This window comes from Propioniciclava sp. LT294 (assembly GCF_059516005.1).
This window is the reverse complement of record NZ_JCAKNG010000003.1, coordinates 179,667-206,118: the sequence shown is the minus strand read 5'-3', so window position 1 is coordinate 206,118 and position 26,452 is coordinate 179,667. Positions and strand designations below refer to the sequence as shown.

Below are 26,452 nucleotides of genomic sequence, written 5' to 3'. Positions count from 1 at the left end.
TCGCGTCGCGCCGAGCACCGGCTCAGCCGATGAGTGTGCCCACGCCTGCGACGAGGCCCCACACCAAGAGCCCCACGAGCAGCAACGACCCCAGGACGAAGCCGACGACCGTGGCGGTGGCCAGGCCGAGGTAGCCCCTCACGCCGACGTCGACATGGTGTCCCTGTGCGACGGCCTTCTCGAGCAGGCGGTAGTTCTTGCGGTTGGCGCGGTGCAGGACGTCGGCCGCGTCGCCCACCACGGGGACGAGCCCCAACCCCGTGTCGACCAGCAGGTTCACACCCATCCGCACCAGCGTCGGGATCGGGACCCGCTGGCGCACGGCGTCCACCATGATGGCGCTGGACAGCCCGGTGCCGATGAGGTCCCCCACGCCGGGGATCAGCCCCACCACGGCGTCCGCCCCGATGCCGATGTTCGTTCCCGGAATCCTCACCAGGTCGTCGCTGAACCGCGCCAACGTGCGGCTCATCGCGATGTCGGGGTAGGTGAGGGGAGAATGTGGGCGTTGGGGCTCGGACAAGGGCTTCTTCACCCCTTCAGGCTAGGCGGCCCGCTCGCCGCCCGCCTCGGGCCCATCCCTTGTCGCGCCCTGACCCTTTCTGGTCCGCCCGGCCCGTCCGGGCGCGGGCCGACGGCTCTCGGCGTGGCGTGCACCGCCGCAGGCCCGGATGACCTTGGATGGACGTGACCGGGGCTCGTATGAGGCGCCCCGGTCCGCACGTCTCGGCGCCGGTCAGGCGCCCGGCACCGTGAGGCGGACCACGCGGTCGCAGCGGGCGACGACATCCGGGTCGTGGGTGATCACGAGCAGCGGCTTGTCGGATGCCAGGGCCCACAGGTCGTCGAGCAGGGCAGCCGCGGTCTCGGCGTCGAGGTGTTCGGTGGGCTCGTCGAGGATGAGCACCTGCGCGTCACCCACCAGCAGCCGCGACAGCCCCAGCCGGCGCTGCTCGCCCCCCGACAGCGCGGTCCCCATCTCCCCGACCGGGCGCTGGGGGTCGACGTCCAGCCGGGCGCGGGCGAGCGCCCCGGAGAGGTCATCGTCCGTCGCATCACGGTTGCCGATGCGGACGTTCTCGGCGACCGTCGTGGAGAACACGTGGGTGTCCTGGCTGAGGTAGCCGAGTTTCCCGTTGATCTCCACCCGGCCGGCCACCGGCGGGATGAGCCCCAGCGCGGTCGCCGCGAGCGTGGTCTTCCCGACGCCGGAGGGGCCGACGAGGGCCACCCGCTCCCCGGGTCCGACGGCCAGGTTCAGGCCGGACGCCAGCGTGGCACCCCCCGGCCAACCGATCGCCAGGTCACGGACCGCCAGGCGCGGGGCGTCGACCGGTTCGGACGCCGGGAGTTCCCCCACGCCCACGGGCGGCTCGGACAACACCTCCCGGACGCGGCCCAGCGCGACGGTGGCGCGCGTCCACGTCTGGGCGGCCTTGGTGAAGTCGGTGAAGACCTCGTGCAGCGCGAGGGGGACGAGGGCCAGCACCGCCAGCATCGTGTGGTCGAGCGTGCCCGTGCGCACGGCGTCCGCGCCGAACCACAGGCTCGTCATGACCGCACCGCCGGCGGCCAGCGCCTGCACGGCCGTGGCGAGCCCCCGCGTCCAGGCCGCCCGGGCGTCGATGGTCGCCAGCCGTGCGTCGGCCTCGGCGAGCCGCTCGAGGGCGGCGGCGTCGGCCTCATGGGCGACGAGGTCCGGCGCCGTCCGGGCGAGTTCGTGCACGACAGTGGCCAGCTCCCCCCGCGCGGGTACGGAGGCGGCGTCCGCGCGGACCGAGAGGCGCGCGGCCAGCCAAGGGGCGCCCACACCGGCGAGCAGCGCGCTGAGGAGCAGCGCCACCGCGGCGGGCCACGAGAACACGCCGAGGACCACGGTCGTGGCGAGGATCACGAACACCCCCGACGCGAACGGCAGGAACACCCGGACGACCAGGTCGAGCACGGCATCCACGTCGGCGACGACGCGGCTGAGCAGGTCGCCGCGGCGGCGTCCGAGCAGGGTGGTGCGGGCCAGCGTCCGGTAGGTCTCCAGCCGCAGGGCCGACTGCAGGCGCAGGCCGACCTCGTGGCCGACCAGGCGCTCGAGGTACCGGAACACGCCGCGGGAGATGCCGAACGCGCGCACCAGGACGGCGGCGGCGGTGAGATACATGACCGGTGGGTGCTCTGCGGCGCGCGACAGCAGCCAACCGGAGACGCCCATCAGGGCCACCGACGAGAGGGACGCCAGCGCCGCGAGCACGACGGCCAGCGCGATACGCGCCCAGCCGGACGGGGTGGACGTCAGGAGTCGGACGAGGAGGACGCTCATGCGGTCCCCCCGATCACGACCACGCGATCCGCCCGGGCGAGGACGGCCGGACGGTGCGAGACCACGATCGCGGTGACCCCCGTGGCGCGGATGCTGGCCAGGAGGGTTTCCTCGGCCTCGGTGTCCAGCCCGGCTGTGGGCTCGTCGAGCAGCATGAGCTCGGCCCCGGCGTCGATGCGGACGAGGGCTCGCGCGGTCGCGACGCGGCGGCGCTCGCCGGACGAGAGCCCCTCGCCGTCGTCACCGACGGGGCGGTTCGGATCCATGCCGGGGGCACCGGCACGGGCGAGGGCGTCCACGATGGCCGCTTCGGTGGCGTCCGGGTCGCCGAGGCGGACGTTGTCGCCGACGGTGCCCGCGAGCATGCCGGGGTTCTGCCCGACGTGGGCGGTGCGCCGGCGTCCCGGCGTCTGGATGGTTCCCACGGTGGGGGTGAGGAACCCGATGAGGGCGTTCAGGACGGTGGTCTTGCCCCCACCGGAGGGGCCGGTGAGCACGACGATCTCCCCGGGGAACACCGCGAACGAGACGTCCGCCACGGCGGGGCCGCCGGCCCCCGGGTAGGTGTGACCCATACCGGCCACGCGGACGAGGGGGTCGCGTGCCGGTGCGCCGACACTCACATCGGTCACATCTGGGCGCGTGATTTTCCGGCTCTCCGGTGGCAAGTCTGAGTGTCGGGCCCCCGTGCGGCCCTCGGCCACCTCGATCACCTCGAACGCCTGCTGCGCGGCGGCCATGCCATCCGCGGCGTCGTGGTAGTGGGCGCCCACCTGGCGGACGGGCAGGAACGCCTCGGGGGCGAGGATCAGGACGAACAGCGCGGTCGCGAGATCGAGGTCGTGGTGGACGACCCGGAAGCCGACGGTGACGGCGATGACGGCGACCGACAGGGTCGCCAGGAGTTCCAGCACCAGCGCCGAGAGGAAGGAGACGCGAAGGGTGCCCATGGTCTCCGTGCGGTGGGCGCTCTCGGACTTCTCCAGCCCCTTCGCCTGGGCCTTGGCGCGCCCGAACACCTGCAGGGTCGGGAGCCCGGCGACAAGGTCGGCGAAGTGCCTGGCCAGGCGCTGCTGCGTGCTCCAGCGGCGGGCGGTGCGGGCCTCGGTCGTCCAGCCCACGAGGATCATGAAGATCGGGATCAAGGGCAGCGTGAGGGCCACGATGATCGCCGAGGTGAGGTCGGCCGCCAGGATGGCCACGCCGACGATGACGGGCACCGTCACGGCGAGCAGCAGCTGGGGCAGGTACTTGGAGTAGAAACCGTCGAGGGGGTCCAGGCCCTGGGTGACGAGGTTCACCAGCCCGGCGGCGGAGGTGCGGTCGTCCAAGGGGGAGGCGAGCCGGGCCGCCATGACGTCGCGGCGCAGGCGTGACTTGACCTTCACCGCCGCGCGGTGGGCCAGCAGCGTGTTGAGCCACGAGAGCAGGGCCTTGCCGCCGAAGATCGCGGCGAGGGCACCGAGGAACGGACGAAGGTCGGGCCACTGGCCGGTGCCCGGGACGGGGGAGGTGTAGTCCAGGCCCGGGGCGGCATCGAAGACGGCCGTGATCCCGCGGGAGAGGACCCATGCCTGGGCGACGGTCAGTCCGGCGGTGAGGCAGCCGATGAGGACGCCACCGACGATGTATCCGGCCGTGGCCGTCCCGCGCCGGAGCAGACGGGGGTCGATCGGGCCGCGCGTCGGCGTCCGCTTTGCCACATTCGGGCCCGTTTGCCACGGGGGTTCTGGTGGCAAGTCTGAGTGTCGGGCAACCCCGGACGCAACGACAGGGACGGCGCCCCGGTGGGCGCCGTCCCTGTCGCGATCGGGATTCTGCACGGGCCCAGACTAGGCGGCGGCGACCACCACATCGTCGGGGATGTTCTTCGTGCTGATCCGCTTGCGGAAGATCCAGACCGTCCAGCCCTGGTAGGCCAGCACGATCGGCACGAACACCACCGCGGCACCCGTCATGATCGTCAGGGTGAGGTCGGTGGACGCCGCGGTGACGCGGTCCAGCGGGACCGTCGCGCCGGAGTTGTCGAAGCCCAGGGTCGGCCACATGCGGACGAAGATCCAGACGGCGACGAGCAGGATGGACACGGTGGTGGCGGTGAACGCCCAGCCGTCACGTCCGGCACGGATGGCCAGCCACGAGCCGATCAGGCCCGCCGCGGCCACCAGGGCGAGGCCCCACCCCAGCACACCGATGCCGTACGCGAGGTTGGCCCACACCAGGTAGACGGCCCCGCCGATGATCGCCACGAGACCGACCTTGGTGGAGAACGCCTCGGCCCTCTCGTGGACGGTGCCCTTGGTCTTCAGGGCCAGGAAGTTGGCCCCGTGGAACAGGAACAGCACCACGAGCACCACCCCGCCCAGCAGGGCGAACGGGCTGAAGAGGCTCCAGAAGCCGCCCGTCATGACGTGCAGGTGGTTGGAGCCATCGGCCAGGGCCACCGGCATGCCGATGATGAAGTTGGCGAACCCGACGCCGAACACCAGCGAGACGATGAACGAACCGGTGGCCGCCATCCAGTCGAAGGCGTTGCGCCAGCGGGCGTCCGGGTGCTTGGCGCGGTACTCGAAGGACACGCCCCGGATGATCAGGCCGAAGAGGATGAGGAAGAACGGGATGTAGAGGCCCGAGAACAGCGTCGCGTACCAGCCGGGGAAGGCCGCGAAGGTGGCGCCACCTGCGGTCAGCAGCCAGACCTCGTTGCCGTCCCAGAGCGGGCCGACGGTGTTCACGATGACGCGGCGTTCCTTCTCGGTCCTGCCCAGGAACGGGATGAGCATGCCGACGCCGTAGTCGAATCCTTCGAGGATGAGGTATCCGATCCACAGGACGGCGATCAGCAGGTACCAGACGACCTGGAGGGTGCTGGCTTCAGCGGCGAGGGGGAGCAGCATGTCTGTTCAACTCCTTCTCAGTACGCGAAGGAGAGGACGTCGTCCTCACCCTTGATCTCGACGGGGGGCACCTCGGCGGGCAGGCCGAGCTTGACGTACTTGATCATGAGGCCGACCTCGACCACGGCGAGGGCGCCGTAGATGAGCGTGTAACCGACCAAGCTGGCGAACACGGTTCCGGCCCCGACGCCGGGCGACACCGCGGACGCCGTGGGCAGGACCCCGGCGACGATCCACGGCTGGCGGCCCATCTCGGTGAAGATCCAGCCGGCACTGTTGCCGAACAGGGGCGCGAGGACGACCGCCAGCATCAGGAAGTTCCACCAGTCCGACGGCTTGGGCAACCCACCCCTGCGGAGCAGGAAGAGGGAGAGCGCGCCGATGGCGATGGCGATGAAGCCCAGCGTCATCATGATGCGGAACGTCCAGTAGCTGACCGGGATGTTCGGCGTGAACTCCGTGATGCCGACCGCCCGGAGCTTGTCGGCGTAGGCGGCCTGCAGGGCGTTCCTCTCGCCGTCGGCCGGCAGGTTGAACTCGGCGTTGGCCAGGCGTTCGGTGTAGGTCGCCCGGAGGTTGTTGATGCCGGGGATCTCGGCGTAGGGGTCGCCCTTGGCCAGGATGCCGAGGACGCCGGGGACGTGGATCTCGAACACCGGTGCGGTGCCGTCGAGGGTTCCGATGGTCAGGAGGGAGAAGGGGGCCATCTCGCCGTTGCCGCCCGCGGTCTCGTACAGCGCCTCGGCGGCGGCCATCTTCATCGGCTGCACCTGGTACATGACCTTGCCCTGGAAGTCGCCGGAGAGGATCGTGGCGGCACCCGAGGCGAGCAGGACCCAGGCCGCGAACTTGGCCGACCAGCGGAAGGCGCCGAGGTCGGCGTCCTCCTGCGCGGACCGATCGGCCCTGTTCAGGCGGGCGAGGTGCCAGCCGGAAACGGCGAGCACGAAGCCGGACGCCGTCATGTAGGCGGCGGCGAGCGTGTGGGGGAGGGTGGCGAGGAAGACGGGGTTGGAGAACAGCGCGAGGAAGTCGTTCATCTCCGCGCGGTCGGTGATGGGGTTGTAGATGGCACCCTGCGGGTTCTGCATGAAGCTGTTGGCCGCGAGGATGAAGACCGCCGACAGCATGGTGCCGATGGCGGCGAGCCAGATGGCCATGAGGTGGAGCTTCTTGGGCAGCTTGTCCCACCCGAAGATCCACAGTCCGAGGAAGGTCGACTCGAGGAAGAAGGCGAGGAGGGCCTCCAGGGCGAGGGGTGCCCCGAAGATGTCACCGACGAAGCGGGAGTACTCGGACCAGTTCATCCCGAACTGGAACTCCTGCACGATGCCGGTCACGACACCCATGGCGAAGTTGATGAGGAACAACTTTCCGAAGAACTTGGTGAGGCGGAGGAACTTGTCCTCGCCTGTGCGGTACCAGACGGTCTGCATGACGGCGACCATCAGCGACAGTGCGATGGTCACGGGCACGAAGAAGTAGTGGTAGACCGTTGTGATGCCAAACTGCCAGCGGGCGATCGTTTCCGGACTCATGCCCGGGAATGTACTACTTGGTGTCGTAGTCGGCCAGTTTGTGGTTACCATGGGCGCATGCCAATCCTCGGTGACCTCGAACATGCGGTGATGGACGTGTTGTGGACGCGTCGTGCACCCACGACTGTTCGTGACGTCCACGAGGAGTTGGCCCAGGGCCGCGAGATCGCGTACACCACTGTCATGACCGTCCTGGACCGCTTGGCCAAGAAGAGCGTCGTCGCGCGCCAGCTCGACGGGCGGGCCTGGCTCTACCGGCCCGCGCGCTCGCGCCTGGATCTCTACGTCACCACGGTGAACGAGGCGCTCGAAGGCCTGGCGGAGGAGGAGCGCGCGGAGGTCCTGCGGCGCGTCGCCGACACGGCCGTCACGGTCGCCGCCGAGTAGGCCAGCCTGTCCTTGCTTGCCGGACTCGGATCGGCAACTCAGAATCGGAGCATGACGAAGGCACCGGTCGACCGCGACCTCATCCACGCGACCCATGAGTCGGGTGATTCGCACGCGATCATGCTCAACAAGCTGCGCGCGGGTGTCCTCGGAGCGAACGACGGCATCGTCTCGGTCGCGGGCATGGTCATGGGTGTGGCCGGCGCCACGACGGACTCGTTCGCGATCCTCGTCGCCGGCGTCGCCGGCCTGAGCGCGGGCGCGCTGTCCATGGCCGTCGGCGAGTTCGTGTCGGTGAGCGCCCAGCGCGACAGCGAGCGCGCGCTGCTCGAGAAGGAGGTCTGGGAGCTCGAGAACCTCCCCGAGCAGGAGCTGGCCGAGCTGGCAGGCCTCTACGAGGCGAAGGGGCTCACGCCCGACCTGGCACGCCAGGTCGCCACGCAACTCACGGACCACAACGCGCTGGCCGCCCACGCGGAGGTGGAGCTCGGGATCGACCCCAACGAGCTGGTCAACCCCTGGCACGCCGCCTGGACCTCGATGTTCGCCTTCGTCCTGGGGGCCCTGATCCCGCTGCTGGCGATGGTGCTCACCCCACCGGACATCCGCGTGTGGGCCACGGTCGCGGCCGTCATCGGATCCCTGGTCTTCACCGGGGTGTTCAGCGCCAGGGTCGGCCGTGCCCCCACCCTGCCCGCAGTCGTGCGCGTGGTGGCCGGTGGGATCGCGGCCATGGGGATCACGTACGCCATCGGCGCGCTGGTGGGGGTGGGCATCGGCTGATCCATGCCTCCGGATGCCTCGTCGTGCGACGATGAGGCATGGGCTTCCTTGTCGACGACGTGATCTCGCAGGCCACCACGGAGGAACTCGCCAAGCTCGTCTGTGGCGACGGCAGCTGGCACACCAGCGGGCTGGAACGGCTCGGCGTCCCGCGCGTCAGCGTGGCGGACGGTCCCCACGGGCTCCGCGTGGAGGAGTCGGCCCTCCTCGGGGAGTCCCGGCCCGCGACGTGCTTCCCGACGGCGGTCGGGTTGGCGTCCTCGTGGAACCCGGGGCTGCTGAAGAGGGTCGGCGCCGCGCTGGGGCGGGAAGCGGCCGCGCTGGGGGTCGACGTCGTCCTCGGCCCGGGCATCAACATCAAGCGTTCCCCGTTGTGCGGACGCAACTTCGAGTACTTCAGCGAGGATCCCCACGTGGCCGGGACGCTGGCGTCGGCCCTGGTCTACGGGCTGCAGTCCGAAGGGGTGGGCGCGTGCGTGAAGCACTTCGCGGCCAACAACCAGGAGACCGACCGGATGCGTGTCGACGCCCGGGTCACCGAGCGGGCCCTGCGCGAGATCTACCTGCCCGCCTTCGAGAAGGTCGTCACGTCCGCGCACCCGTGGACCGTGATGTGCGCCTACAACCGTCTCAACGGGACGCTGGTCTCCGAGGACCCGTGGCTGCTCACCGACGTGCTCCGCGGTGAATGGGGCCATGACGGCGTCGTGATCAGCGACTGGGGTGCGGTCGTGGACCGCGTCGCGTCCCTGGTCGCGGGGCTCGACCTGGAGATGCCCCACGAGCTCGGCAACTCCGACGTCGACATCGTCGCCGCGGTCGAGGCGGGCCGGCTGGACCGCGAGGTGCTCGAACGGGCGGCAGCCCGCGTCCTCGCGCTCACCCAGCGGGCCACGGACGCCGTGCGTTCGGGCTCCGGGGTGGACGCAGCCGCCCATCACCAGCTGGCCCGGGAGGCGGCACACGAGTCGATGGTGCTGCTGGCCGACAACGGTGTCCTTCCGCTCGGGGCGGGTGTCAGGGTCGCCCTCGTCGGCGAGTTCGCCCGGACGCCGCGCTTCCAGGGGGGCGGGTCCTCCCGGGTGAACGCGACGCGCGTCGAGCGCCTCGTCGACACCCTGGCCGCGCACCGCGAGGTCACGTTCGCGCCCGGCTTCCTGCTGTCCGGTGACCTCGACGACGCGCTCGCCGACGAGGCCGTCGCCGCGGCCGAGGCGTCCGATGTCGTGGTGCTGTGCCTGGGCCTGCCGGACGCCGAGGAGACCGAGGGCGTCGACCGCACGCACCTGCGACTGCCCGACGTGCAGCTCGCCCTGCTGGCCGAACTGGCCGAGGTGGGCAGGCCCATCGTGGTGGTCCTCTCCAACGGGGCGGCGGTCGAGGTCGCGCCGTGGGTCGACCAGTGCGACGCGCTCCTGGAGGGATGGCTGGGCGGACAAGCGGGGGCGCTCGCCCTGGCCGACGTCCTCGTGGGCGACGCCGAGCCGTCCGGACGCCTCACCGAGACCCTCGCCGTCCGGCTCGCCGACCACCCTTCGGCGCTGATGTTCCCCGGCGAGTCCGGTCACGTCACCTATGGCGAGGGCGTCTTCGTCGGCTACCGCGGCTTCGACGCGGCCGACCGGGAGGTGTCCTTCCCGTTCGGGTACGGGCTGGGCTACACCACGTTCTCCTACGACCACCTGGCGGTGGAGGTGCTCGGGACGCCGGCGTCCGGGAACCTCCGGGTCGCCGCTCGGGTGACGATCACCAACACAGGCGACCGGGCGGGGAGCGAGGTCGTCCAGGTGTACGTGGGCAACGCGCCGGCGTCCGTGCCGCGCCCCCCGCGTGAGCTGCGCGGCCATGCCAAGGTTCGGCTGGAGCCGGGGGAGTCGCGGACGATCACCGTGCCGCTCGACTCCCGGGCGTTCTCGTTCTGGTCCGAGGTCCACGGCCGGTGGGTCATCGAGTCCGGGCTGTTCACCATCGAGGTCGGCCCGCACTCGCGCCACCTGCCGCTGGTGCGGGAGTTGCGCCTGGACGTCCCCGGGCTCCGGGTTCCGCTGCACGCCGAGTCCACGATCGAGGAGTGGATGGCGGACGAGGAGGCCTGGGCGGCCCTGCAGGAGCGCCTCCCGGCCGGGTTCACGCTCCCCCCCGAGGTGCTCGCCGTCGTCGGCGGCCAGCCGCTGCGCCGCTTCGCGAAGTTCCCCGGCGTCCCGATGTCCGCCGCCGACGTGGACGCCGTCCTGACCACCCACGGGGGCTGAGGGGCGGCTCCCACGTCGGCGGGCGGCGTCCTCAGGCGGCGGCGTCCTCGTCGGCAGCCCCGGAGAACTGCGACTGGTAGAGGGCGTGGTAGGTGCCGCGCGCGGCGAGCAACTGATCGTGCGACCCCTTCTCGACGATGCGGCCCTCCTCCATGACGAGGATCACGTCGGCGTCCCGGATCGTGGAGAGCCGGTGGGCGATGACGAACGAGGTCCGGTCCGTGCGCAACGCGGACATGGCCCGCTGGAGCAGCAACTCGGTGCGGGTGTCGACCGAGGAGGTCGCCTCGTCCAGGATCAGGAGTGACGGATCGGCCAGGAAGGCGCGCGCGATCGTGATCAGCTGCTTCTCGCCGGCCGACACGTTCGAGCCCTCCTCGTCGATCACCGTGTCGTAGCCGTCCGGCAGCGTGTGCACGAAGCGATCGACGTAGGTGGCGGTCGCCGCTGCGACGATCTCCTCCTGCGTGGCGCCCGGGCGACCATAGGCGATGTTGTCCCGGATGGTCCCGCCGAACAGCCAGGTGTCCTGCAGCACCATGCCGATCCGGGAACGGAGTTCGGCCCGCGGCACCGCTGCGATGTCGACGCCGTCGAGCGTGATGCGCCCGCCGTCCAACTCGTAGAACCGCATGAGCAGGTTGACCAGGGTCGTCTTGCCGGCGCCGGTGGGTCCCACGATCGCGACGGTGGAGCCGGGTTCGGCGGTGAGCGACAGGTCCGTGATGAGCGCCTTGTCGGGGGAGTAGGAGAAGGCCACGTCCTCGAAGGCCACCCGGCCGCGCAGCGGCTGCGGCAGGGAACCGGCGGCGTCCGGGACCTGCTCGTCGGCGTCCAGCACCTGGAAGACGCGCTCGGCCGAGGCCACGCCCGACTGCAGCAGGTTCGCCATGGAGGCGACCTGGGTGATCGGCTGGGTGAACATCCGCGAGTACTGGATGAACGCCTGCACGTCGCCCAGGCTCATCTGGCCCGACGCGACCCGGAGGCCGCCCACGACGGCGATGGCGACGTAGGACAGGTTCCCGATGAAGAACATCACCGGCATCATCAGGCCGGAGATGAACTGGGCGCCGAACGCCGCCTCGTAGAGCTTGGTGTTGTCGCGGGCGAAGTCGGCCTGCACCTCCCGGGAGCGGTTGAACACCTTGACCAGCGCGTGGCCGGTGTAGGCCTCCTCGATCTGGGCGTTCAGGTCGCCGGTGGACTTCCACATCGCGGCGAACCGGCCCTGGGACCGCTTGCCGATCGTCATGGCGGCGCCCATCGAGACCGGCACCGCGACGATCGCGATGATCGCCAGCACCGGGGAGACCCAGAACATCATGAACAGCACGCCGACGAGCGTCAGCAGGTTGCTCAGCAGCTGCGACAGGGTCTGTTGCAGGGACGTCGCGATGTTGTCGATGTCGTTCGTGACGCGGGACAGCAGCTCGCCGCGCGGCTGGCGGTCGAAGTGGCTCAGCGGCAGGCGGTCGAGCTTGGCCTGCACCTGCTCGCGCATCCGGTACACCGACCGTTGCACGACGTTGTTGAGGAGCCACCCCGAGGCCCACATCAGGACGCCGCCGATGACGGCGAGCGTGAGCGCCACGGTGCCGACCCGCGCCACCGCCTCCCAGTCGACCCCCACGCCCGGAGTGACCCGCATGCCCGTCAGCATGTCGGCGAAGGTGTTCTCGCCGCGGGCGCGCAGCCCGGCCACGACCTGCTCCAGCGAAGCGCCCGTCGGCAGCCTCTTGCCGAGCAGGCCGGAGAACAACAGGTTCGTCATCTCGCCGAGGATCTTCGGCTGGATCACGTTCGCCCCCACCGAGACGGCGGTCAGGGCGACCACCACCAGGATCAGCGGGCGCTCCGGGCGCAGCATGGTGAGCAGGCGGCGCAGGGACGGGCCGAAGTTGATCGCCTTCTCGGTGGGGCCGCTGGCCATCGGGCCATGGCCGCGCACCTGCGGTCCGTGCTTGGGACGCTCGGGAGCGTCGGTGACCCTGTGGGGCGCCTTCGAAACGCTCCGCTCGGCGGCCATCGGGGGGTTCGAGCTCATGCTGCCTCCTCGGCCTGGAACTGGGACTCGACGATCTCGGCGTAGGTCGGGCTGGTGACGAGCAGGTGCTCGTGGGTCCCCATCGCCTCGATGCGTCCCTCGTCGAGGACGATGATCTGGTCGGCGCCGGCGATGGTCGCCACGCGCTGGCCGACGATGATGACGGCGGCGTCCCGCGTCTCACCGGCCAGGGCGGCCCGGAGGCGGGCGTCCGTGGCGACGTCGAGCGCGGAGAACGAGTCGTCGAAGATGTAGACGTCCGGCCTGGCCACCAGGGCACGCGCGATCGAGAGCCGCTGGCGCTGGCCACCGGAGACGTTGGTGCCCCCCTGGGCGATCGCGGCGTCCAGTTGGCCGGGCATGCGCTCCACGAAGGCGCGCGCCTGCGCCACCTCCAGGGCGTGCCACAGCTCCTCGTCGGTGGCGTCCGGCTTGCCGTAGCGCAGGTTGGACGCCACGGTCCCGGTGAAGAGGTACGGACGTTGCGGCACCAGCCCGATGGATCCCCACAGCACCTCGGGATCGAGATCCCGGACGTCGACGCCGTCGACGAGCACGCGCCCACCGGTCGCGTCGAACAGGCGCGGGATCAGACTGACCAGCGTCGACTTGCCCGAGCCGGTCGACCCGATGAAGGCGAGCGTGCGGCCCGGTGTGGCGGTGAAGGTGATGCCCTCCAGGACCGGCTCCTCGGCGCCGGGGTAGGCGAAGGAGACGTCCTCGAAGCGGACCTCGCCCCGGGCGGTGGTCTCGGTGACGGGATTGGCCGGCGGAACCACGGAGGAGCGCGTCTGCAGCAACTCCTGGATGCGCACGGCGCACACCTGGGCGCGCGGCGCGATCATCAGCATCATCGTCGACATCATCACGCTCATCAGGATCATGGTGAGGTACTGCAGGAACGCCGTGAGCTGGCCGATCTGCATCTCGCCGGCGTCCACGCGGAGGCCGCCGAACCACATGACGCCCACCGACGACGCGGCCATCACCAACTGGACCACGGGGAAGAACGTGAGCATGCGGCGCCCGACGCGCAGGGAGGTGGTGGTCAGCTCGCGGTTGGCGTCGTTGAAGCGGACGCTCTCGTAGGGCTCGCGCACGAAGGCGCGGATGACGCGCAGGCCGGAGATCTGCTCGCGCAGCACCCGGTTGAGGGTGTCGATGCGGCTCTGCATCTGCCGGAACAGCGGCAGCGCCTGGAGCAGGATCGCGGTGATGATGGTGCCCATCACGACCACGGCGACGGCGATCAGCCAGGACAGGCCGACGTCCTCGCGCAGGGCCATGAAGATGCCGCCGACCATCATGATGGGCGCCTGGACGATCATGAAGGCCGTCATCATGACGAGCGTCTGGACCTGCTGCACGTCGTTGGTGGTGCGGGTGATCAGGGACGGCGCCCCGAAGTTGTTCACCTCACGGGTCGAGAACGACAGCACGCGCCCGAAGATCGCCGCGCGCAGGTCGCGCCCGAAGCCCATCGCGGTGCGGGCGCCGAAGTAGATGGCCGAGACCTGGCCGCTGATCTGGACGAGCGAGACGCCGAGCATGATCGCGCCGAGGTGCCAGATCGTGGCGGTGTCGCCCTTGGCGACGCCCTCGTCGATGATCCGGGCGTTCAGGGTGGGGAGGTGGAGGCTGGCGGCGGTCGCCGCCAACTGCAGGAGGATGACGAGGGTGATGTGGCCCCAGTAGGGCTTCAGGTACTCGCGCAGGGTGCGGAGGAGCATCAGGCGTCCTTCTGGATTCCGTGGAGGATGAGGTCGGCCAAGGCCTCGCCGTCGGTGAGCGCCGGGTCGCCGGCGAACGTGTGTCCCGCCCCGAAGGTCAGGGCGATGAGGGCGGTGGCGGCCACGCGTGGGGTGGTGCGCAATGCGTCCGCGTGGGGGGCCAGGGCGGACGCCACGGTCTCGACCACGGCCTCGTGCAGGGCGCGGGGATCCGGGCGCCGGCAGGTGCTGGACGCCTCGGGCCCCACCGGACCGCCGGGCCGCTCGTGGGCGTGGCCGTGGAAGGAGAACCGGCCGGATCCCTGTTCGTGCAGGAGCGCGATGACGGTCCGGACGTCGTTGATGCGGACGGACAGTGCCCGGCCGATGTGCGCCACGGTGGTCGCCAGGTCGGCGTCGGGCGGCAGGGTGGCGAGGCCGTCGGCGAGCCCGTCGCGGCTCAACACCTGGGTGGCGCAGGCGTGGAGGATGTCCTCCTTGGAGTCGAAGACGCGGAAGATCGTGCCCTCGGCGACGCCGGCCGCCTCGGCGATCTGCCGCGTGGAGACGCCGGAGCCGTGCTCCAGCAACAGGGGGATCGTGGCCTCGATCAGGGCGCTGCGGCGCTCGTCGGGCGGCATGGGGCGTGCTCTGCTCACGTCGATCCAGAATAAGTGAGTGAGCACTCACTCACAAGTGCGGTGCGTCGACGGCCGGAGCTCTCCTCCCCGGGTAGGCGGGGTCGGGCTCAGAGCCAGCCGGCGAGTTTGAGCAGTCCCATCCACAGGCTGATCGTGACGAACGACACGACCGTGCCGCCCATCGTGGACACCGTGGCCCAGTCCTCCTCGCCGTGGCGGGCGGCGAAGGCGGGCACGATGGAGAACGTGGGCAGTGCCGCGGTGATGACCGCCGCGGCCTTGAGGTCGGTCGACATCGGCGGCAGCCCGATGGCCTCGAACGTGAGCACCAGTCCCCACGCGAGGGCCGGCATCGCCAGCAGCTTGCCGACGAGCGAGAACGCCACCTCGCTGAGCAGGCCGCCGATCCTCAACCCGACGAGCAGCCCGCCGATCGCGAACAGGGCAACGCCAGAGGAGGCCTGGGCGAGGAGTCGGACGGACCGGTCCAGTGCCTCCGGCAGCGTCACGCCCAGCCCGTTCAGGACCAGGGCGGCGATGATCGCGAGCACCATCGGCTGGCTGAGGACCGACCGCAGTGAGCGGCCGAGGGTGCGCAGGGCGGTCGAGTCGGTGCCGGTGTGCGCGGCTCTCTCCGCCAGGAACAACACCAACGGGATGATGAGGACGTTGTCGACGATCATGTCCATGCCCACGGCGACGCCGGCCACGTCGGGAAGGGCGATGAGGAAGATCGCCATCCCGATGAAGCCGTTGTTGGTGCCGCCCATCGCCATGCTCAGGTAGGGGGCCCGGACGGCCGGCGCCCTGCGGACGGCCACCCAGGCGTGGGCGAGGCCGAACATCGCGAGGGCCGCCACGGCATACGTCAACAGGTAGGCGGGGTTGAAGATCTCGGTGAAGCTGCGCCCGAAGACGTTGACGAACACGAGCAGCGGCAGGGCGATCTTCACGACGAACCGGTTGAGGATGGCCATGTCGGCGCGCTGGAACATCCCGAACCGGGTGCACAGGAAGCCGACACCCACCACCAGGAAGATCGGGACCGTCGCTGAAAGGACGTCCACCATCGCGCCCCACCCCCTCCCGGTGTGCACGGCGCACACCAACGTGCGGCGTTCGCCGCCCTCGCGACGCTATCCGCGGGCGCGCCGCGGGGCCACTTGGTGCTGCCGGTTGCCCCGGTATCGGGATGGGTGCCACTAGGCTCGCGCCATGAGTCAGCCCGGCAAGGTCGCGATCGTCGTCAACCCGGCCAAGTTCGACGACCTCGACGAAGTGAAGCGCCGCGTGGCGGCCATCGCCGGCGAGGAGGGCTGGCCGGCGCCCGCCTGGTACGAGACCACGGCCGAGGATCCCGGCGTCAGCCAGGCGATCCAAGCCGTTCGGGAGGGGGCGACCATCGTCTGCTCGCTGGGCGGTGACGGCACCGTCCGCTCGGTCGCGCAGGGCCTCCTCGAGGAGCGGCCACCCGACGACCTCGCCGAGATCCCGCTCGGCCTGCTTCCCGCCGGGACCGGCAACCTCCTCGCCCGCAACCTCGGACTCCCGCTGGAACTGGACGCCGCGCTCCGCATCGCCCTGACGGGCCACACCCGCTGCATCGATGTGGGACACGTCTCGTTCGACGAGGGCGACGTCGACGTGTTCCTCGTGGCGGCCGGGGTGGGGCTGGACGCCGAGGTCATGGCCAACGTCGACGAGGACGTCAAGAAGAAGGTCGGCTGGTTGGCCTACGTCCTCTCCGCCGTGAAGCCCCTGGCCGGGAAGGGGTTCCGGGTCAACGTGTCCGCTGACGGTCGGCGTGTCCGGAGCCAGCACGCCCGCAGCGTCATGGTGGGGAACTGTGGGGAGCTCACCGCCGGCGCCCAACTCATGCCGGACGCCCGGGTCGACGACGGCCTGCTCGATGCCCTGGTCGTGGCCCCCCGCGGACTGCTCGGCTGGGGTGCCGTGCTGGCCGACCTCGCGACCCGGCACCGGTTCGGCCACCCGGCCATGGAGCGCGTCCAGGCGAGGGGGGTCGAGGTGCGGGTCGACCACCCCATCGAGGGAGAACTCGACGGGGATGCCGTCGGTCCCGTCCGCACGATGAGGTGCGAGGTCCACTCCGTGGCCCTGCCCGTGCGGGTCGCCGGGCCCGACGAAGGTTGGCACTGAGCGCGCTGCCATGTCGTATTCCTGCTAGACCGCGCCCGCGGCGTCCGTCACGATGGACGCATGGTGCCTGACCGGGAGACCTGCCTCGCCGCCGTCGCGAGCCGCGACGCGCGGTTCGACGGCAGCTTCTTCACGGGGGTGTCCAGCACCGGCATCTACTGCCGCCCCTCCTGCCCCGCCCGGACGCCGGCGCCCCACCGCATGACGTTCCACCCCAGCGCAGCGGCCGCGCAGGCCGCCGGCTTCCGGGCCTGCAAGCGCTGCCGGCCGGACGCCGTCCCCGGCTCGCCCGAGTGGGACGGCCGTGCGGACGTGACCGCGCGCGCGATGCGACTGATCGGGGACGGTGTCGTCGACCGCGAGGGCGTCGACGGACTCGCCTCGCGGTTGGGCTACTCCGCGCGGCAGGTGCAGCGCCTCACCCTGGCCGAACTGGGCGCCGGGCCGATCGCGTTGGCCCGGGCGCAGCGCGCCCACACCGCCCGGATCCTGCTCGTCACCACCGCGCTCCCGGTCACGGAGGTCGCGTTCGCCGCCGGGTTCTCCTCGATCCGCTCGTTCAACGACACGATCGCCCAGACCTTCGCGATGACGCCGTCGCGGCTCCGCGCGGGCGGTCCCCGGGGGGCGGCCCCCGCCCGCGGGGCCGGTGGTGGTCCGCTGCAGGAGATCTCCCTCCGCCTCGCATTCCGGCGGCCGTTCGACCCCTCGAACGTGTTCGGCCACCTCGCCGCCACGGCGATCCCCGGCGTGGAGGAGTGGCGGGGCGGCGCCTACCGGCGGACGATGCGCCTGCCCCACGGTCACGGCATCGCCGAACTCGTCCCCCGGGCCGACCACATCGCCGCCACGCTGCGCCTGACGGACCTGCGTGACCTGACCCCGGCGATCGCCCGGTGCCGGCGCCTGCTCGACCTGGACTCCGACCCGGTCGCGGTGGACGGCGCCCTGGCCGATGATCCGAGGCTCGCGCCCCTGGTCGCCCGGGCTCCCGGCCGGCGGGTCCCGCGCACGGTCGATCCCGACGAGTTCGCGATCCGCGCCGTCCTCGGCCAGCAGGTGTCCACGAGCGCGGCGCGAACCCATGGCGCCCGCCTCGTCCGTGCCCACGGCGTCCGGATCGACGACCCGGCGGGGGGCCTGACGCACCTGTTCCCGCCGCCCGCGGCGCTCGTGGACCTCGGGCCGGAGGCGTTCGCGGGGCCGGCGACCCGCCGCGCGACGCTCACGACGCTGGCCCGCGCGCTGGCGTCCGGTCAGGTGGACCTGTCGCCCGGAGCCGACCGCGGCGAGGCCCGCGCGGCACTGGGCCGGCTGCCCGGGGTCGGCCCATGGACCGTGGAGATCGTCGCCATGCGGTCCCTGGGTGAACCGGACGCGTTCCCGGGCCGCGACCTCGGCGTCCTCAGGGCCGCGGAGCGGTTGGGCATCACCGACCTCGAGGCGGCGTCGCGACGCTGGCGTCCCTGGCGGGCGTACGCGACGCAGCACCTGTGGGCCGTCCTCGACCACCCGATCAACCATGTCCCGCAGGAGAATCCATGAAGCACCGCATCATCGACTCGCCCATCGGCCCCCTGACCCTGGTGGTCGACGACGAGGGTGTCCTGTGCGCGCTGTACACCGACGGCCAGAAGCACTTCCCCGGGCCGGAGGCGCTCGGTGAGCGTGACGACACCATCGCGCCGGAGGCTGTCGCCCAGGTGGGGGAGTACTTCGCCGGCCGACGCACCGACTTCGACGTCGAGCTGGCCCCGCGGGGCACGCCGTTCCAGCACGCCGTGTGGGACGCGCTGGCCGCGATCCCGACGGGGGAGACGCGCACGTACGGCGAGGTGGCCGCAGACCTGGGCAGGCCCGGGGCGTCCCGTGCGGTCGGGGCGGCGACGGGGCGCAACCCGATCAGCATCATCGTGCCCTGTCATCGACTCGTCGGGGCGGCGGGGTCGCTGACCGGGTACGCCGGTGGCATCGATCGCAAGCGCTGGCTCCTGGCCTTCGAGCGGAGCCTCAGGCCGGAGACGGGCCGGTCGACCGGCGAATGATCAGGTCGGGGTGGAACATCACCTCGGTCGGATCGGGCGCAGTGCCGTCGCTGATCGCGCGCAGCAGCGCCGAGACGGCCGCCTCGGCGATCGGCCGGACGGGCTGGCGGACGGTCGTCAGGCCGGGATCGGTGAACGCCATCAGCGGGGAATCGTCGAAACCGACCACCGACAGATCCTCGGGGACGGACAGGCCGCGCCCCCGTGCCTCCCGGATCACGCCGAGGGCCATCAGGTCCGAGCCGCAGACGACGGCGGTGTGGCCCGACTCGATGAGCCGTCCGGCCGCGACCTGGCCGCCCTCCGCGGTGAACGTGGTCATCTCGATGCTCTCGGGGCCGAAGCCGAGTGCCTCGAACGCAGCGACCTTGCGGCGGGCCGGTGTGAAGCGCTCGTTGCCCACGGCCAGGCCGATGCGCGTGTGCCCGAGGGTGCGGAGGTGGGCGACCGACGCCGCCACGGCCTCGGCGTCCGAGCACGAGTAGAAGCCCGCGGCCAACTCGGTCGTCGGCGCGTTGATGAACACCACGGGGATGCCGTGCCTGATCACCTTCTGGTAGGGCTCCAGCGACAGGGTGTTGTTGGCCGGGATGCCGCTCACCGACACGATGCCGGCCAGTTCGGTGTCGACCAGCGCGGCCAGGTGCTGGTCCTCGCTCATGCCGGTCGGGCCGGCGGGGCACACGAACGTGCGGACGCCGGCGGAGTACAGCAGCGAGTCGAGGATCTCGGCGAAGGCGGCGAACGAGGGGTTGGACAATTCGGGCAGCATGATCGCCACGGGGGCCGGACGCCGTTGGCCCGGCTTCTCCAGGACGTAGCCGAGCGCCGCCGCCGCCGCGTGGACCGCGTCGCGGGTGTCGGCGCGTACGCCGGGCTTGCCGTTCAGGACGCGCGACACCGTCGCCGTCGAGACCCCCGCCGCTTCGGCCAGATCGGCCAGGCGTGCCTTGGTGGTCATGGTTCTCCTCCCCCTCCAGCGTCGGAAGGTGGCCAGCGTACTGCAAGACTTGCAGAACTTTTGCAAGCTGGTCATTGGTACAAATAACCAAGTCGCGCGGCCTCTCTCGGTGACAACTGTGGCGCACGGCCCCGTAAATGTCACGCGACTTCATGAATTCGTTACGTAAGTGGCTATGAAACTTGCAGAGAGGTGGGCTACCGTGGGTGTCAACCGAGGGGCAGGCACGGGAGCCGCCTCATGAAGGAGAAACCAATGCGCAAGAGCATCGTCTCGGTGCTGGCCGCTGGCGTGGCACTCAGCCTGGCCGCCTGTGGTGGCACCGGCTCGACCCCGGCCGCCGCTCCGTCCAGCGCCGCCGCCACCACCGCCGCCGCGGCCCCCGCCGACGCCGGCACCCTGACCATCTGGACCGACGAGACCCGCGTCGACGCCTTCAAGGAGCTCGGCGCCGAGTTCAAGAAGGAGTCCGGTGTGACCCTGGACGTCGTCCAGAAGCCGACGGCCGACGTCAAGACCGACTTCATCTCCCAGGCCCCGACCGGCCAGGGCCCCGACCTGATCGTCGGCGCGCACGACTGGACGGGTGACCTCGTCAAGAACGGCGTCATCGCGCCGGTCGAGCTCGGTGACAAGGTCGACGGCCTCTCCGACGTCGCGAAGGCGGCCTTCATGAACGGTGGCCAGCTGTACGGCGTCCCCTACGCCATCGAGAACATCGCGCTCGTCCGCAACAACGCGATCGTGAAGGACACCCCGGCGACCTTCGACGACCTGGTCAAGCAGGCCAAGGGCACCGGCAAGGAGTTCCCCGTCCTGATCCAGCAGGGTGAGAACGGCGACGCCTACCACCTCTACCCGCTCCAGACCTCCTTCGGCGCCCCGGTCTTCAAGTCCGACGCCGCCGGCGAGTACTCGAACGAGCTGGGCATGGCGGGCGCCGAGGGTGAGGCCTTCGCGACCTACCTGAAGAAGCTGGCCGGCGAGGGCGTCCTGAACGCCTCCATCGGTGGCGACCAGGCCAAGCAGGCCTTCACCGACGGCAAGAGCCCGTACATGATCACCGGCCCGTGGAACACCGCGGAGTGGACGAAGGCCGGCATGGACATCTCCGTGCTCCCCGTTCCCTCGGCCGGTGGCAAGCCGTCGGCTCCGTTCCTCGGCGTCCAGGGCGTCTACCTCTCGGCGAAGTCCCAGAACGCGCTGCTCGCGAACCAGTTCCTCGACTACGTCGCCTCCGACGACGCCCAGGCCAAGCTCTTCGAGCTCGGCGGTCGTACCCCGGCCTCGACCAAGGCCGCCGCAGGCATCGACGACAAGATCCTCGCCGGCTTCGCCGAGGCGGGCAAGGACGGCCAGCCGATGCCGGCCATCCCGGAGATGGCCGAGGTGTGGGCCTTCTGGGGCTCGACCGAGGTCTCCATCATCAGCGGCAAGGCCGCTGACCCGGTCGCTGCCTGGAAGCGGATGAACGAGAACATCAAGTCGAAGTTCTGATCCTCCCCTGACGGACACCCAGTCCGTCACCGACAACCGGGGTTGCGCGGGGCGGCTCGCCCCGCGCAACCCCTCTTCGGTCCGCGCCCCGAACCGACGACACCCCGCGCAACGAAGCGACCAGAAGGGGTCACCCCTTGAGCACGCAGCTGCAGGCCCCCGGCACGAAGCCGACGGTCCCTCCCCAGAAGCCCTCGACGGGGCTGTCGCACGCGCGCGACTTCACGCGCCCCGGCTTCTACGTGAAGCTCGTCCTCATGGCCCTGGTCAACGCCTTCGGCCTGTACGGCATCATGGCGTCCTGGGCGCAGCGCGAGTGGTTCATCCTCGCGTTCCTGGCGGCCACGCTGGTGGTGGCCGACTACGTCTACTTCTCCCGGCGGGCGATCCCGGTCAAGTACCTGATGCCCGGTCTGGCGTTCCTGCTGGTGTACCAGGTCTACGTGATGGGCTCGACGGCCTACGTCGCCTTCACGAACTACGGCGACGGCCACAACGACACCAAGGAACCGGCGATCACCCAGATCCTGCGGACCTCCGACCGCCGCGTCGAGGGGACACCGACCCTGCCGGTCACCATCATCGACCGCAACGGTGAGCTGGGCTTCGCCGTGGTCGTGGACGGCCGGGCCAAGGTCGGCACCGCCACCGATCCGCTGGCCGACGCCCCGGGCGCCGTCGTGCAGGGCACGCGCGTCACCGAGGTGCCCGGCGCGACCGTGCTGCAGCCCGCCGAGATCCGCGGTCGTCAGGCGGACGTGCTCGCGCTGCGGGTCAACGTCACCGACGACCCGACCGACGGCTGGCTGCGCACCGACAACGGCGCCATGGCCTACACCGCCAAGTCGGCGCTCGCCTACGACAGGGGCGCAGACACCTTCACCGACACCGGGGGCAAGGTGTACAGGGCCGATCCCCGGCAGGGCGTCTTCGTCGCCGAGGACGGCTCGCAGCTCACCCCCGGCTGGCGCGTGTTCGTCGGCACGGAGAACTTCACGAAGATGTTCACCGACAGCCGCCTCTCGGGCCCGTTCCTGTCCATCCTGGTGTGGACCTTCGTGTTCGCGATCGCGTCGGTGCTGACCACCTTCGCGCTCGGCCTCTTCCTGGCCGTGGTCTTCAACGACGAGCGGGTGAAGGGGAGGACCCTCTACCGGGCGTTGTTCATCCTTCCGTACGCGTTCCCGGGCTTCCTGGCGGCGCTGGTCTGGAAGGGCATGCTCAACAAGGACTTCGGCATCATCAACCAGACCCTGCTGGGCGGGATACCGGTCGAGTGGCTCACCGACGGCACGATGGCGAAGCTCTCGATCCTCATGGTGAACCTCTGGCTGGGCTTCCCCTACATGTTCCTGATCTGCACCGGGGCCCTGCAGTCGATCCCGGGTGAACTGACCGAGGCCGCCGTGATGGACGGCGCGGGCCCGATCCGCCGGTTCTGGTCGATCACGCTGCCGCTGCTGATGGTGTCGGTGGCGCCGCTGCTGATCGCGTCCTTCGCGTTCAACTTCAACAACTTCTCCCTGATCTACATGCTCACCGGCGGCGGGCCCAACTACCCCGGCGCGCCAGTGCTGATCGGTGAGACGGACATCCTGATCTCCATGGTGTACGCCGTGGCGTTCGAGTCGGGTGTCAAGCAGTACGGCCTGGCGAGCGCGATGTCGATCCTGATCTTCCTGATCGTCGGCTTCCTCTCGTGGCTCGGCTTCCGCCAGACCCGCAAGCTCGAGGAGATCATGTGATGACCACGCAGACGAAGATGAAGCTCGAGAACGCCAACAAGCCGCGGGTCCGCGGCGTCCGGTGGTGGGCCGAGGTCGGCTGGAAGCACTTCCTGGCCCTGCTCGTGATCGCGTTCTGCCTGTTCCCGATCCTCTACATCCTGTCCGCCTCGCTGAACCCGGGCGGCACCCTGACCGGCTCGAACCAGCTGTTCTCGAAGGTCTCCCTCACCAACTACGTGAGGCTGTTCACGGACACGCGGTTCCCCAACTGGATGCTGCACTCCTTCATCGTCTCGACGGCCACGGCCGTCGGCACGGTCCTGATGGGGGCGTCCGCGGCGTACGCGTTCAGCCGGTTCCGGTTCAAGGGACGCCGCGGCGGCCTGACCGCGTTGCTGATCGTCCAGATGTTCCCGCAGATGCTCGCGTTCGTCGCCATCTTCCTGCTGCTCCTGACGCTGCGGGAGATCTACCCCTTCCTCGGCCTGGAGTCGCTGTTCGGCCTCATCGCCGTGTACCTGGGCGGGGCGCTGGGTGCGAACACGTTCCTGATGTACGGCTTCTTCAACACGATCCCGGCGGAGCTGGACGAGGCGGCCAAGATCGACGGCGCCACCCACGCCCAGATCTTCTGGGGCATCATCATGCGGCTGGTGACGCCGATCCTCGCCGTGGTGGGCCTGCTCTCGTTCGTCAGCACCTACGGCGAGTTCATCCTCGCCAAGCTCGTCCTGGCCCGTCCCGAGAACTACACCCTGGCCGTCGGCCTGTACGTGTGGGCCTCCGACGAGCGCAACGCGCCCTGGTCGCTGTTCGCGGCGGCAGCCGTGATCGCCGCCATCCCGATCATCCTGCTGTTCATGTACCTGCAGAAGTACATCGTCGCCGGCCTCACGGCCGGTGGCGTGAAGGGCTGACGGGGCGGGTCCGTCGCAGCCGTCAGTTCCACTTCGTCGGGCCGTAGGACCCGGCGGGGTACTCGTCCAGCGGAACCGTGCCGTCCGACCACGACTCGAACACCGGGGTGAGGATGCGCCAGCACTCCTCGGCGATGTCGCCGCGCACGGACAGCAGGGGGTCGCCGGTCAGGATGCCGTCCAGGATCTCGCCGTAGGGCCGGACGGGGGACTCCGAGAGCTGCGCGGACAGCGTGGTCTGCTCGAAGTCCCACCGGTTGCCCTCCGCATTGGTCGAGATCGACAGGGAGATGGTCTCCGGGGCGATGCCGATGACCAGGAGGTTGGGGGAGGAGAGGTTGCGGAAGCCCTTCGGCTGGTAGGCGAGCGGCTTGAACTTGACCACGATGCCGCGGAACCCGTCCCCGAGCGCCTTGCCGCTGCGGAGCCGGAACGGGACCCCGGCCCAACGGGCGTTGCAGATCTGCAGGGTCAGCTCGGCCAGCGTCTCCGTCTCGCGGCTGGCGTCGACGCCCTCCTCGGCGACGTAGTCGGGCACCTCGCGTCCGTCGACCGAGCCGGCGGTGTAGCGCGCCCGGCGGGACGCCACCTCACCCTCGCCCTCCCACAGCCGCGTGGCACGCAGGGTGTGGACGATCAGGTCACGCAGTTCCAGGGCGTCGATCGTGGAGGGCTCTTCCATCGCGAACATGGCCATGACCAGCATCAGGTGGGACTGGATCATGTCCTTCAGCGCGCCGGCCGTGTCGTAATAGCCCGCGCGGCCCTCGAGGGCGAGGTGCTCGTCGGTGATGACCTCGACCCGTTCGATGTTCTCGGCGTTCCACACCGGCTCGAAGATGCGGTTGCCGAAACGCAGGCCGAGCAGGTTGAGGACCGTCGCCTTGCCCAGGTAGTGGTCGACGCGGAAGATCCGCTCCTCGGGGACCAAGGTGGTCAGCTGCGCGTTGAACGCGCGTGCCGACTCGAGGCTGGAGCCGAAGGGCTTCTCGATGGCCAGGCGCAACCCGGCCGGCAGCTCGAACGTCGACAGGGCCTGGCACGCCTTCTGGCTGATCGCCGGCGGCAGCGCGAAGTACAGGACGATCGGACGCCCCTCCTCCTCGAGCTCGGACAGGAAGGCGCGCATCTCGGCCGCGCTGGTCACGTCGAGCTGGTGGAACGTCGTCTCGGACGCCATGCGCTCCGCCTGGGCGTTCTTGCAGCCACCCTGGGCGAGGGCGTCCTTGACACGCTCGCGCCACTGCTCGTCGGTCAGCCGGTCGTACGCGGCCCCGACCAGGCGCACATCGATGTCGGGCCGGGCGCGCAGGAGCGTGCCCAGACCGGGCAGGAGCAGCCGGTGCGTCAGGTCGCCGGAAGCTCCGAGGATGACGAGGGTCGCAGGTGTCTCGGACATGCAGGGCTCCTTGGTCGTCGTGCGTGCAGTCAAACCCTAGTCGGGTGCTCGGAACGGCGGAGGGGTCGACCACCGCGGATCCTCGGGCCTCAGCGCCGCCACGGGTCGCCGGCGTACTGGGCGGCGTACGCGCGGACGTCCCCGGACGCCAGCGCCGCGGCCAACTGGGCTGACTTGGCCCGGTCGACGAGGGTGACCGACTGGCCACCCCGGCTGCCGAATCCCGCCACGGGGACCATGAGGCTCGTCGTGGAGTCGACGTCGAGCCGCGCGGCCAGGGGTGCGAGCGCCACGGCCGCCTCCGGGGAGAGGGCCCCGGTGAACCGGACGTGCTGGGCCAGGGCCCGGGCCACCCCGAGAAGCCCGGCGGGGTCGGACGCGGCGAGGTCGCGCAGGCGGCGTCCGGCACCGAGCATGATCGCGCGATGGCGCGCGGTTCGGTCGAGGTCACCGCGGGGGAGCTCCTTGCGCTGCCGGGCGTAGACGAGCCAGTCCTCGGGGGACAGGCTGATCGGACCCGCGGGGAAGTGCGAGACGCGGCCGTTGTTCGGGTCGACGAACGTCGAGGCGATGGTGTTCTGGACGGTGAACGGGCCGAGCGACCGAATGACGGCGTCGTACCCGGCGAACCCGGTGAGTGCCGTGGCGTGGATGGGCAGGCCCCCGAGCAGGGCCGAGACCGTCCGCGTCAGCTTCTCCACGTCACCGCCGTAGCCGGAGTTGATCTTGCCCTCGGACCTGCCGTCGATCGGCACCCACGAGTCGCGGGGGACCGAGACGAGCGCCAAGTGGGAGCGGTCCGCGGAGAGCTGCGCGAGCATGATGAGGTCGGGGCGCCCCCGGGCCGGGTCCTCCCATGTGTCCGTGCCCAGCAGGAGGGCGTTGAACGGCCCCGGCGGGAGCGGGTCCACCGGGGTGGGGGACGGCGTCGCGGTGGGCGTGCGTTCGGCGGGAGTGGGCGCAGGCGGTGGGGCGGGTGCGCTGAGGGACGGGGAAGGCGGACCCTCGTTCGCGCACCCCACCAGGACCCATGCGCTGAGGCCGAGGGCCCCGGACAATGCTGTGCGGCGGGTGATCGACACGCTGCCAGCGTAGGTCGTCCGTCACCCGGTCCGGGGCGGACGCCGAAGGTCCCGCCTCGCGGCAACCGACTCGGGGGAGCGGGACGGTTCTCGATA

The 26,452-nt window shown here is 70.6% G+C and carries 21 protein-coding genes; 9 read left to right on the top strand and 12 right to left on the bottom strand.

Annotated features, from left to right (window positions below; translation table 11 throughout):
- Nucleotides 1-22: 22 nt before the first annotated feature.
- From AC5YDA_RS05825 to AC5YDA_RS05805, 5 genes are all read right to left on the bottom strand, one after another.
- Nucleotides 23-535 carry a DUF4112 domain-containing protein gene (locus AC5YDA_RS05825; protein ID WP_496192874.1) on the bottom strand — a complete coding sequence of 171 codons (513 nt, stop codon included), beginning with the start codon at nucleotides 533-535 and terminating at the stop codon, nucleotides 23-25.
- Nucleotides 536-736: 201 nt separating this feature from the next.
- Complete coding sequence (gene cydC / locus AC5YDA_RS05820; RefSeq protein WP_496192873.1) at nucleotides 737-2,314, bottom strand: thiol reductant ABC exporter subunit CydC; 1,578 nt, start codon at nucleotides 2,312-2,314, stop codon at nucleotides 737-739.
- Nucleotides 2,311-3,924, bottom strand: a complete 1,614-nt coding sequence (gene cydD / locus AC5YDA_RS05815; RefSeq protein WP_496192908.1) for a thiol reductant ABC exporter subunit CydD — start codon at nucleotides 3,922-3,924, stop codon at nucleotides 2,311-2,313. The genes cydC and cydD overlap by 4 nt, the downstream gene beginning before the upstream one ends.
- Before the next feature lie 222 nt (nucleotides 3,925-4,146).
- Nucleotides 4,147-5,208, bottom strand: coding sequence for a cytochrome d ubiquinol oxidase subunit II (gene cydB, locus AC5YDA_RS05810; RefSeq protein ID WP_496192907.1), 1,062 nt, complete (start codon nucleotides 5,206-5,208; stop codon nucleotides 4,147-4,149).
- 20 nt (nucleotides 5,209-5,228) lie between these two features.
- The gene (locus AC5YDA_RS05805) at nucleotides 5,229-6,749 is read right to left on the bottom strand and encodes a cytochrome ubiquinol oxidase subunit I (RefSeq protein ID WP_496192872.1); all 1,521 of its coding nucleotides are present in this window, start codon (nucleotides 6,747-6,749) and stop codon (nucleotides 5,229-5,231) included.
- Between the two features lie 57 nt (nucleotides 6,750-6,806).
- On the opposite strand from AC5YDA_RS05805, the gene AC5YDA_RS05800 reads away from it, so the two are divergent.
- The 3 genes from AC5YDA_RS05800 to AC5YDA_RS05790 are packed head-to-tail and all read left to right on the top strand — an operon-like array spanning nucleotide 6,807 to nucleotide 10,171.
- Nucleotides 6,807-7,136, top strand: coding sequence for a BlaI/MecI/CopY family transcriptional regulator (locus tag AC5YDA_RS05800; protein WP_496192871.1), 330 nt, complete (start codon nucleotides 6,807-6,809; stop codon nucleotides 7,134-7,136).
- Between the two features lie 51 nt (nucleotides 7,137-7,187).
- Nucleotides 7,188-7,919, top strand: coding sequence for a VIT1/CCC1 transporter family protein (locus AC5YDA_RS05795; protein ID WP_496192870.1), 732 nt, complete (start codon nucleotides 7,188-7,190; stop codon nucleotides 7,917-7,919).
- A gap of 38 nt (nucleotides 7,920-7,957) precedes the next feature.
- Entirely contained in the window at nucleotides 7,958-10,171 is a 2,214-nt protein-coding gene (locus AC5YDA_RS05790; protein ID WP_496192869.1) for a glycoside hydrolase family 3 C-terminal domain-containing protein, read from the top strand.
- A gap of 31 nt (nucleotides 10,172-10,202) precedes the next feature.
- Here AC5YDA_RS05790 and AC5YDA_RS05785 read toward each other — a convergent pair whose 3' ends face one another.
- From AC5YDA_RS05785 to AC5YDA_RS05770, 4 genes are all read right to left on the bottom strand, one after another.
- Nucleotides 10,203-12,218 (bottom strand): ABC transporter ATP-binding protein, encoded by a 2,016-nt coding sequence (locus AC5YDA_RS05785; protein ID WP_496192868.1) that lies wholly within the window; start codon nucleotides 12,216-12,218, stop codon nucleotides 10,203-10,205.
- Nucleotides 12,215-13,948: an ABC transporter ATP-binding protein gene (locus tag AC5YDA_RS05780; protein ID WP_496192867.1), complete on the bottom strand. Its 1,734-nt coding sequence runs from the start codon at nucleotides 13,946-13,948 to the stop codon at nucleotides 12,215-12,217. Before AC5YDA_RS05780 ends, AC5YDA_RS05785 begins: the two co-directional genes overlap by 4 nt.
- On the bottom strand, nucleotides 13,948-14,586 hold the full coding sequence (locus tag AC5YDA_RS05775; RefSeq protein WP_496192866.1) for a TetR/AcrR family transcriptional regulator: 639 nt from the start codon (nucleotides 14,584-14,586) through the stop codon (nucleotides 13,948-13,950). The genes AC5YDA_RS05780 and AC5YDA_RS05775 overlap by 1 nt, the downstream gene beginning before the upstream one ends.
- Nucleotides 14,587-14,675: 89 nt before the next feature.
- A complete protein-coding gene (locus tag AC5YDA_RS05770) occupies nucleotides 14,676-15,665 on the bottom strand; it encodes an AEC family transporter (RefSeq protein WP_496192865.1) in 990 nt (329 codons plus the stop codon).
- Nucleotides 15,666-15,783: 118 nt separating this feature from the next.
- On the opposite strand from AC5YDA_RS05770, the gene AC5YDA_RS05765 reads away from it, so the two are divergent.
- From AC5YDA_RS05765 to AC5YDA_RS05755, 3 genes are read left to right on the top strand one after another with little or no spacing between them, the layout of a single operon-like run.
- Nucleotides 15,784-16,728 (top strand): diacylglycerol/lipid kinase family protein, encoded by a 945-nt coding sequence (locus AC5YDA_RS05765; RefSeq protein WP_496192864.1) that lies wholly within the window; start codon nucleotides 15,784-15,786, stop codon nucleotides 16,726-16,728.
- Nucleotides 16,729-16,788: 60 nt separating this feature from the next.
- Entirely contained in the window at nucleotides 16,789-18,273 is a 1,485-nt protein-coding gene (locus AC5YDA_RS05760) for an AlkA N-terminal domain-containing protein (protein WP_496192863.1), read from the top strand.
- Nucleotides 18,270-18,773: a methylated-DNA--[protein]-cysteine S-methyltransferase gene (locus tag AC5YDA_RS05755; protein WP_496192862.1), complete on the top strand. Its 504-nt coding sequence runs from the start codon at nucleotides 18,270-18,272 to the stop codon at nucleotides 18,771-18,773. Before AC5YDA_RS05760 ends, AC5YDA_RS05755 begins: the two co-directional genes overlap by 4 nt.
- On the opposite strand, the gene AC5YDA_RS05750 is transcribed toward AC5YDA_RS05755, so the two are convergent.
- Nucleotides 18,739-19,734 (bottom strand): LacI family DNA-binding transcriptional regulator, encoded by a 996-nt coding sequence (locus tag AC5YDA_RS05750; RefSeq protein WP_496192861.1) that lies wholly within the window; start codon nucleotides 19,732-19,734, stop codon nucleotides 18,739-18,741. The genes AC5YDA_RS05755 and AC5YDA_RS05750 overlap by 35 nt on opposite strands.
- Nucleotides 19,735-19,989: 255 nt before the next feature.
- Between AC5YDA_RS05750 and AC5YDA_RS05745 the strand changes: the two genes are divergently transcribed.
- From AC5YDA_RS05745 to AC5YDA_RS05735, 3 genes are all read left to right on the top strand, one after another.
- The gene (locus AC5YDA_RS05745) at nucleotides 19,990-21,231 is read left to right on the top strand and encodes a sugar ABC transporter substrate-binding protein (RefSeq protein ID WP_496192860.1); all 1,242 of its coding nucleotides are present in this window, start codon (nucleotides 19,990-19,992) and stop codon (nucleotides 21,229-21,231) included.
- A 137-nt stretch (nucleotides 21,232-21,368) separates the two neighbouring features.
- Nucleotides 21,369-22,976: an ABC transporter permease subunit gene (locus tag AC5YDA_RS05740; RefSeq protein ID WP_496190056.1), complete on the top strand. Its 1,608-nt coding sequence runs from the start codon at nucleotides 21,369-21,371 to the stop codon at nucleotides 22,974-22,976.
- The gene (locus tag AC5YDA_RS05735; RefSeq protein ID WP_496190055.1) at nucleotides 22,976-23,875 is read left to right on the top strand and encodes a sugar ABC transporter permease; all 900 of its coding nucleotides are present in this window, start codon (nucleotides 22,976-22,978) and stop codon (nucleotides 23,873-23,875) included. Before AC5YDA_RS05740 ends, AC5YDA_RS05735 begins: the two co-directional genes overlap by 1 nt.
- Before the next feature lie 22 nt (nucleotides 23,876-23,897).
- Here AC5YDA_RS05735 and AC5YDA_RS05730 read toward each other — a convergent pair whose 3' ends face one another.
- A complete protein-coding gene (locus AC5YDA_RS05730) occupies nucleotides 23,898-25,274 on the bottom strand; it encodes a glucose-6-phosphate dehydrogenase (protein WP_496190054.1) in 1,377 nt (458 codons plus the stop codon).
- Between the two features lie 89 nt (nucleotides 25,275-25,363).
- A complete protein-coding gene (locus AC5YDA_RS05725; protein WP_496190053.1) occupies nucleotides 25,364-26,356 on the bottom strand; it encodes an LCP family protein in 993 nt (330 codons plus the stop codon).
- Between the last annotated feature and the right edge of the window lie 96 nt (nucleotides 26,357-26,452).

Coding starts and splice junctions, on each gene's coding strand:
- AC5YDA_RS05750 (WP_496192861.1), bottom strand. CDS start 19,734: ATGACCACCAAGGCACGCCTGGCCGATCTGGCCGAAGCGGCGGGGGTC.
- AC5YDA_RS05790 (WP_496192869.1), top strand. CDS start 7,958: ATGGGCTTCCTTGTCGACGACGTGATCTCGCAGGCCACCACGGAGGAA.
- AC5YDA_RS05780 (WP_496192867.1), bottom strand. CDS start 13,948: ATGCTCCTCCGCACCCTGCGCGAGTACCTGAAGCCCTACTGGGGCCAC.
- AC5YDA_RS05755 (WP_496192862.1), top strand. CDS start 18,270: ATGAAGCACCGCATCATCGACTCGCCCATCGGCCCCCTGACCCTGGTG.
- AC5YDA_RS05735 (WP_496190055.1), top strand. CDS start 22,976: ATGACCACGCAGACGAAGATGAAGCTCGAGAACGCCAACAAGCCGCGG.
- AC5YDA_RS05745 (WP_496192860.1), top strand. CDS start 19,990: ATGCGCAAGAGCATCGTCTCGGTGCTGGCCGCTGGCGTGGCACTCAGC.
- AC5YDA_RS05800 (WP_496192871.1), top strand. CDS start 6,807: ATGCCAATCCTCGGTGACCTCGAACATGCGGTGATGGACGTGTTGTGG.
- AC5YDA_RS05805 (WP_496192872.1), bottom strand. CDS start 6,749: ATGAGTCCGGAAACGATCGCCCGCTGGCAGTTTGGCATCACAACGGTC.
- AC5YDA_RS05785 (WP_496192868.1), bottom strand. CDS start 12,218: ATGAGCTCGAACCCCCCGATGGCCGCCGAGCGGAGCGTTTCGAAGGCG.
- AC5YDA_RS05795 (WP_496192870.1), top strand. CDS start 7,188: ATGACGAAGGCACCGGTCGACCGCGACCTCATCCACGCGACCCATGAG.
- AC5YDA_RS05765 (WP_496192864.1), top strand. CDS start 15,784: ATGAGTCAGCCCGGCAAGGTCGCGATCGTCGTCAACCCGGCCAAGTTC.
- AC5YDA_RS05730 (WP_496190054.1), bottom strand. CDS start 25,274: ATGTCCGAGACACCTGCGACCCTCGTCATCCTCGGAGCTTCCGGCGAC.
- AC5YDA_RS05760 (WP_496192863.1), top strand. CDS start 16,789: ATGGTGCCTGACCGGGAGACCTGCCTCGCCGCCGTCGCGAGCCGCGAC.
- cydC (WP_496192873.1), bottom strand. CDS start 2,314: ATGAGCGTCCTCCTCGTCCGACTCCTGACGTCCACCCCGTCCGGCTGG.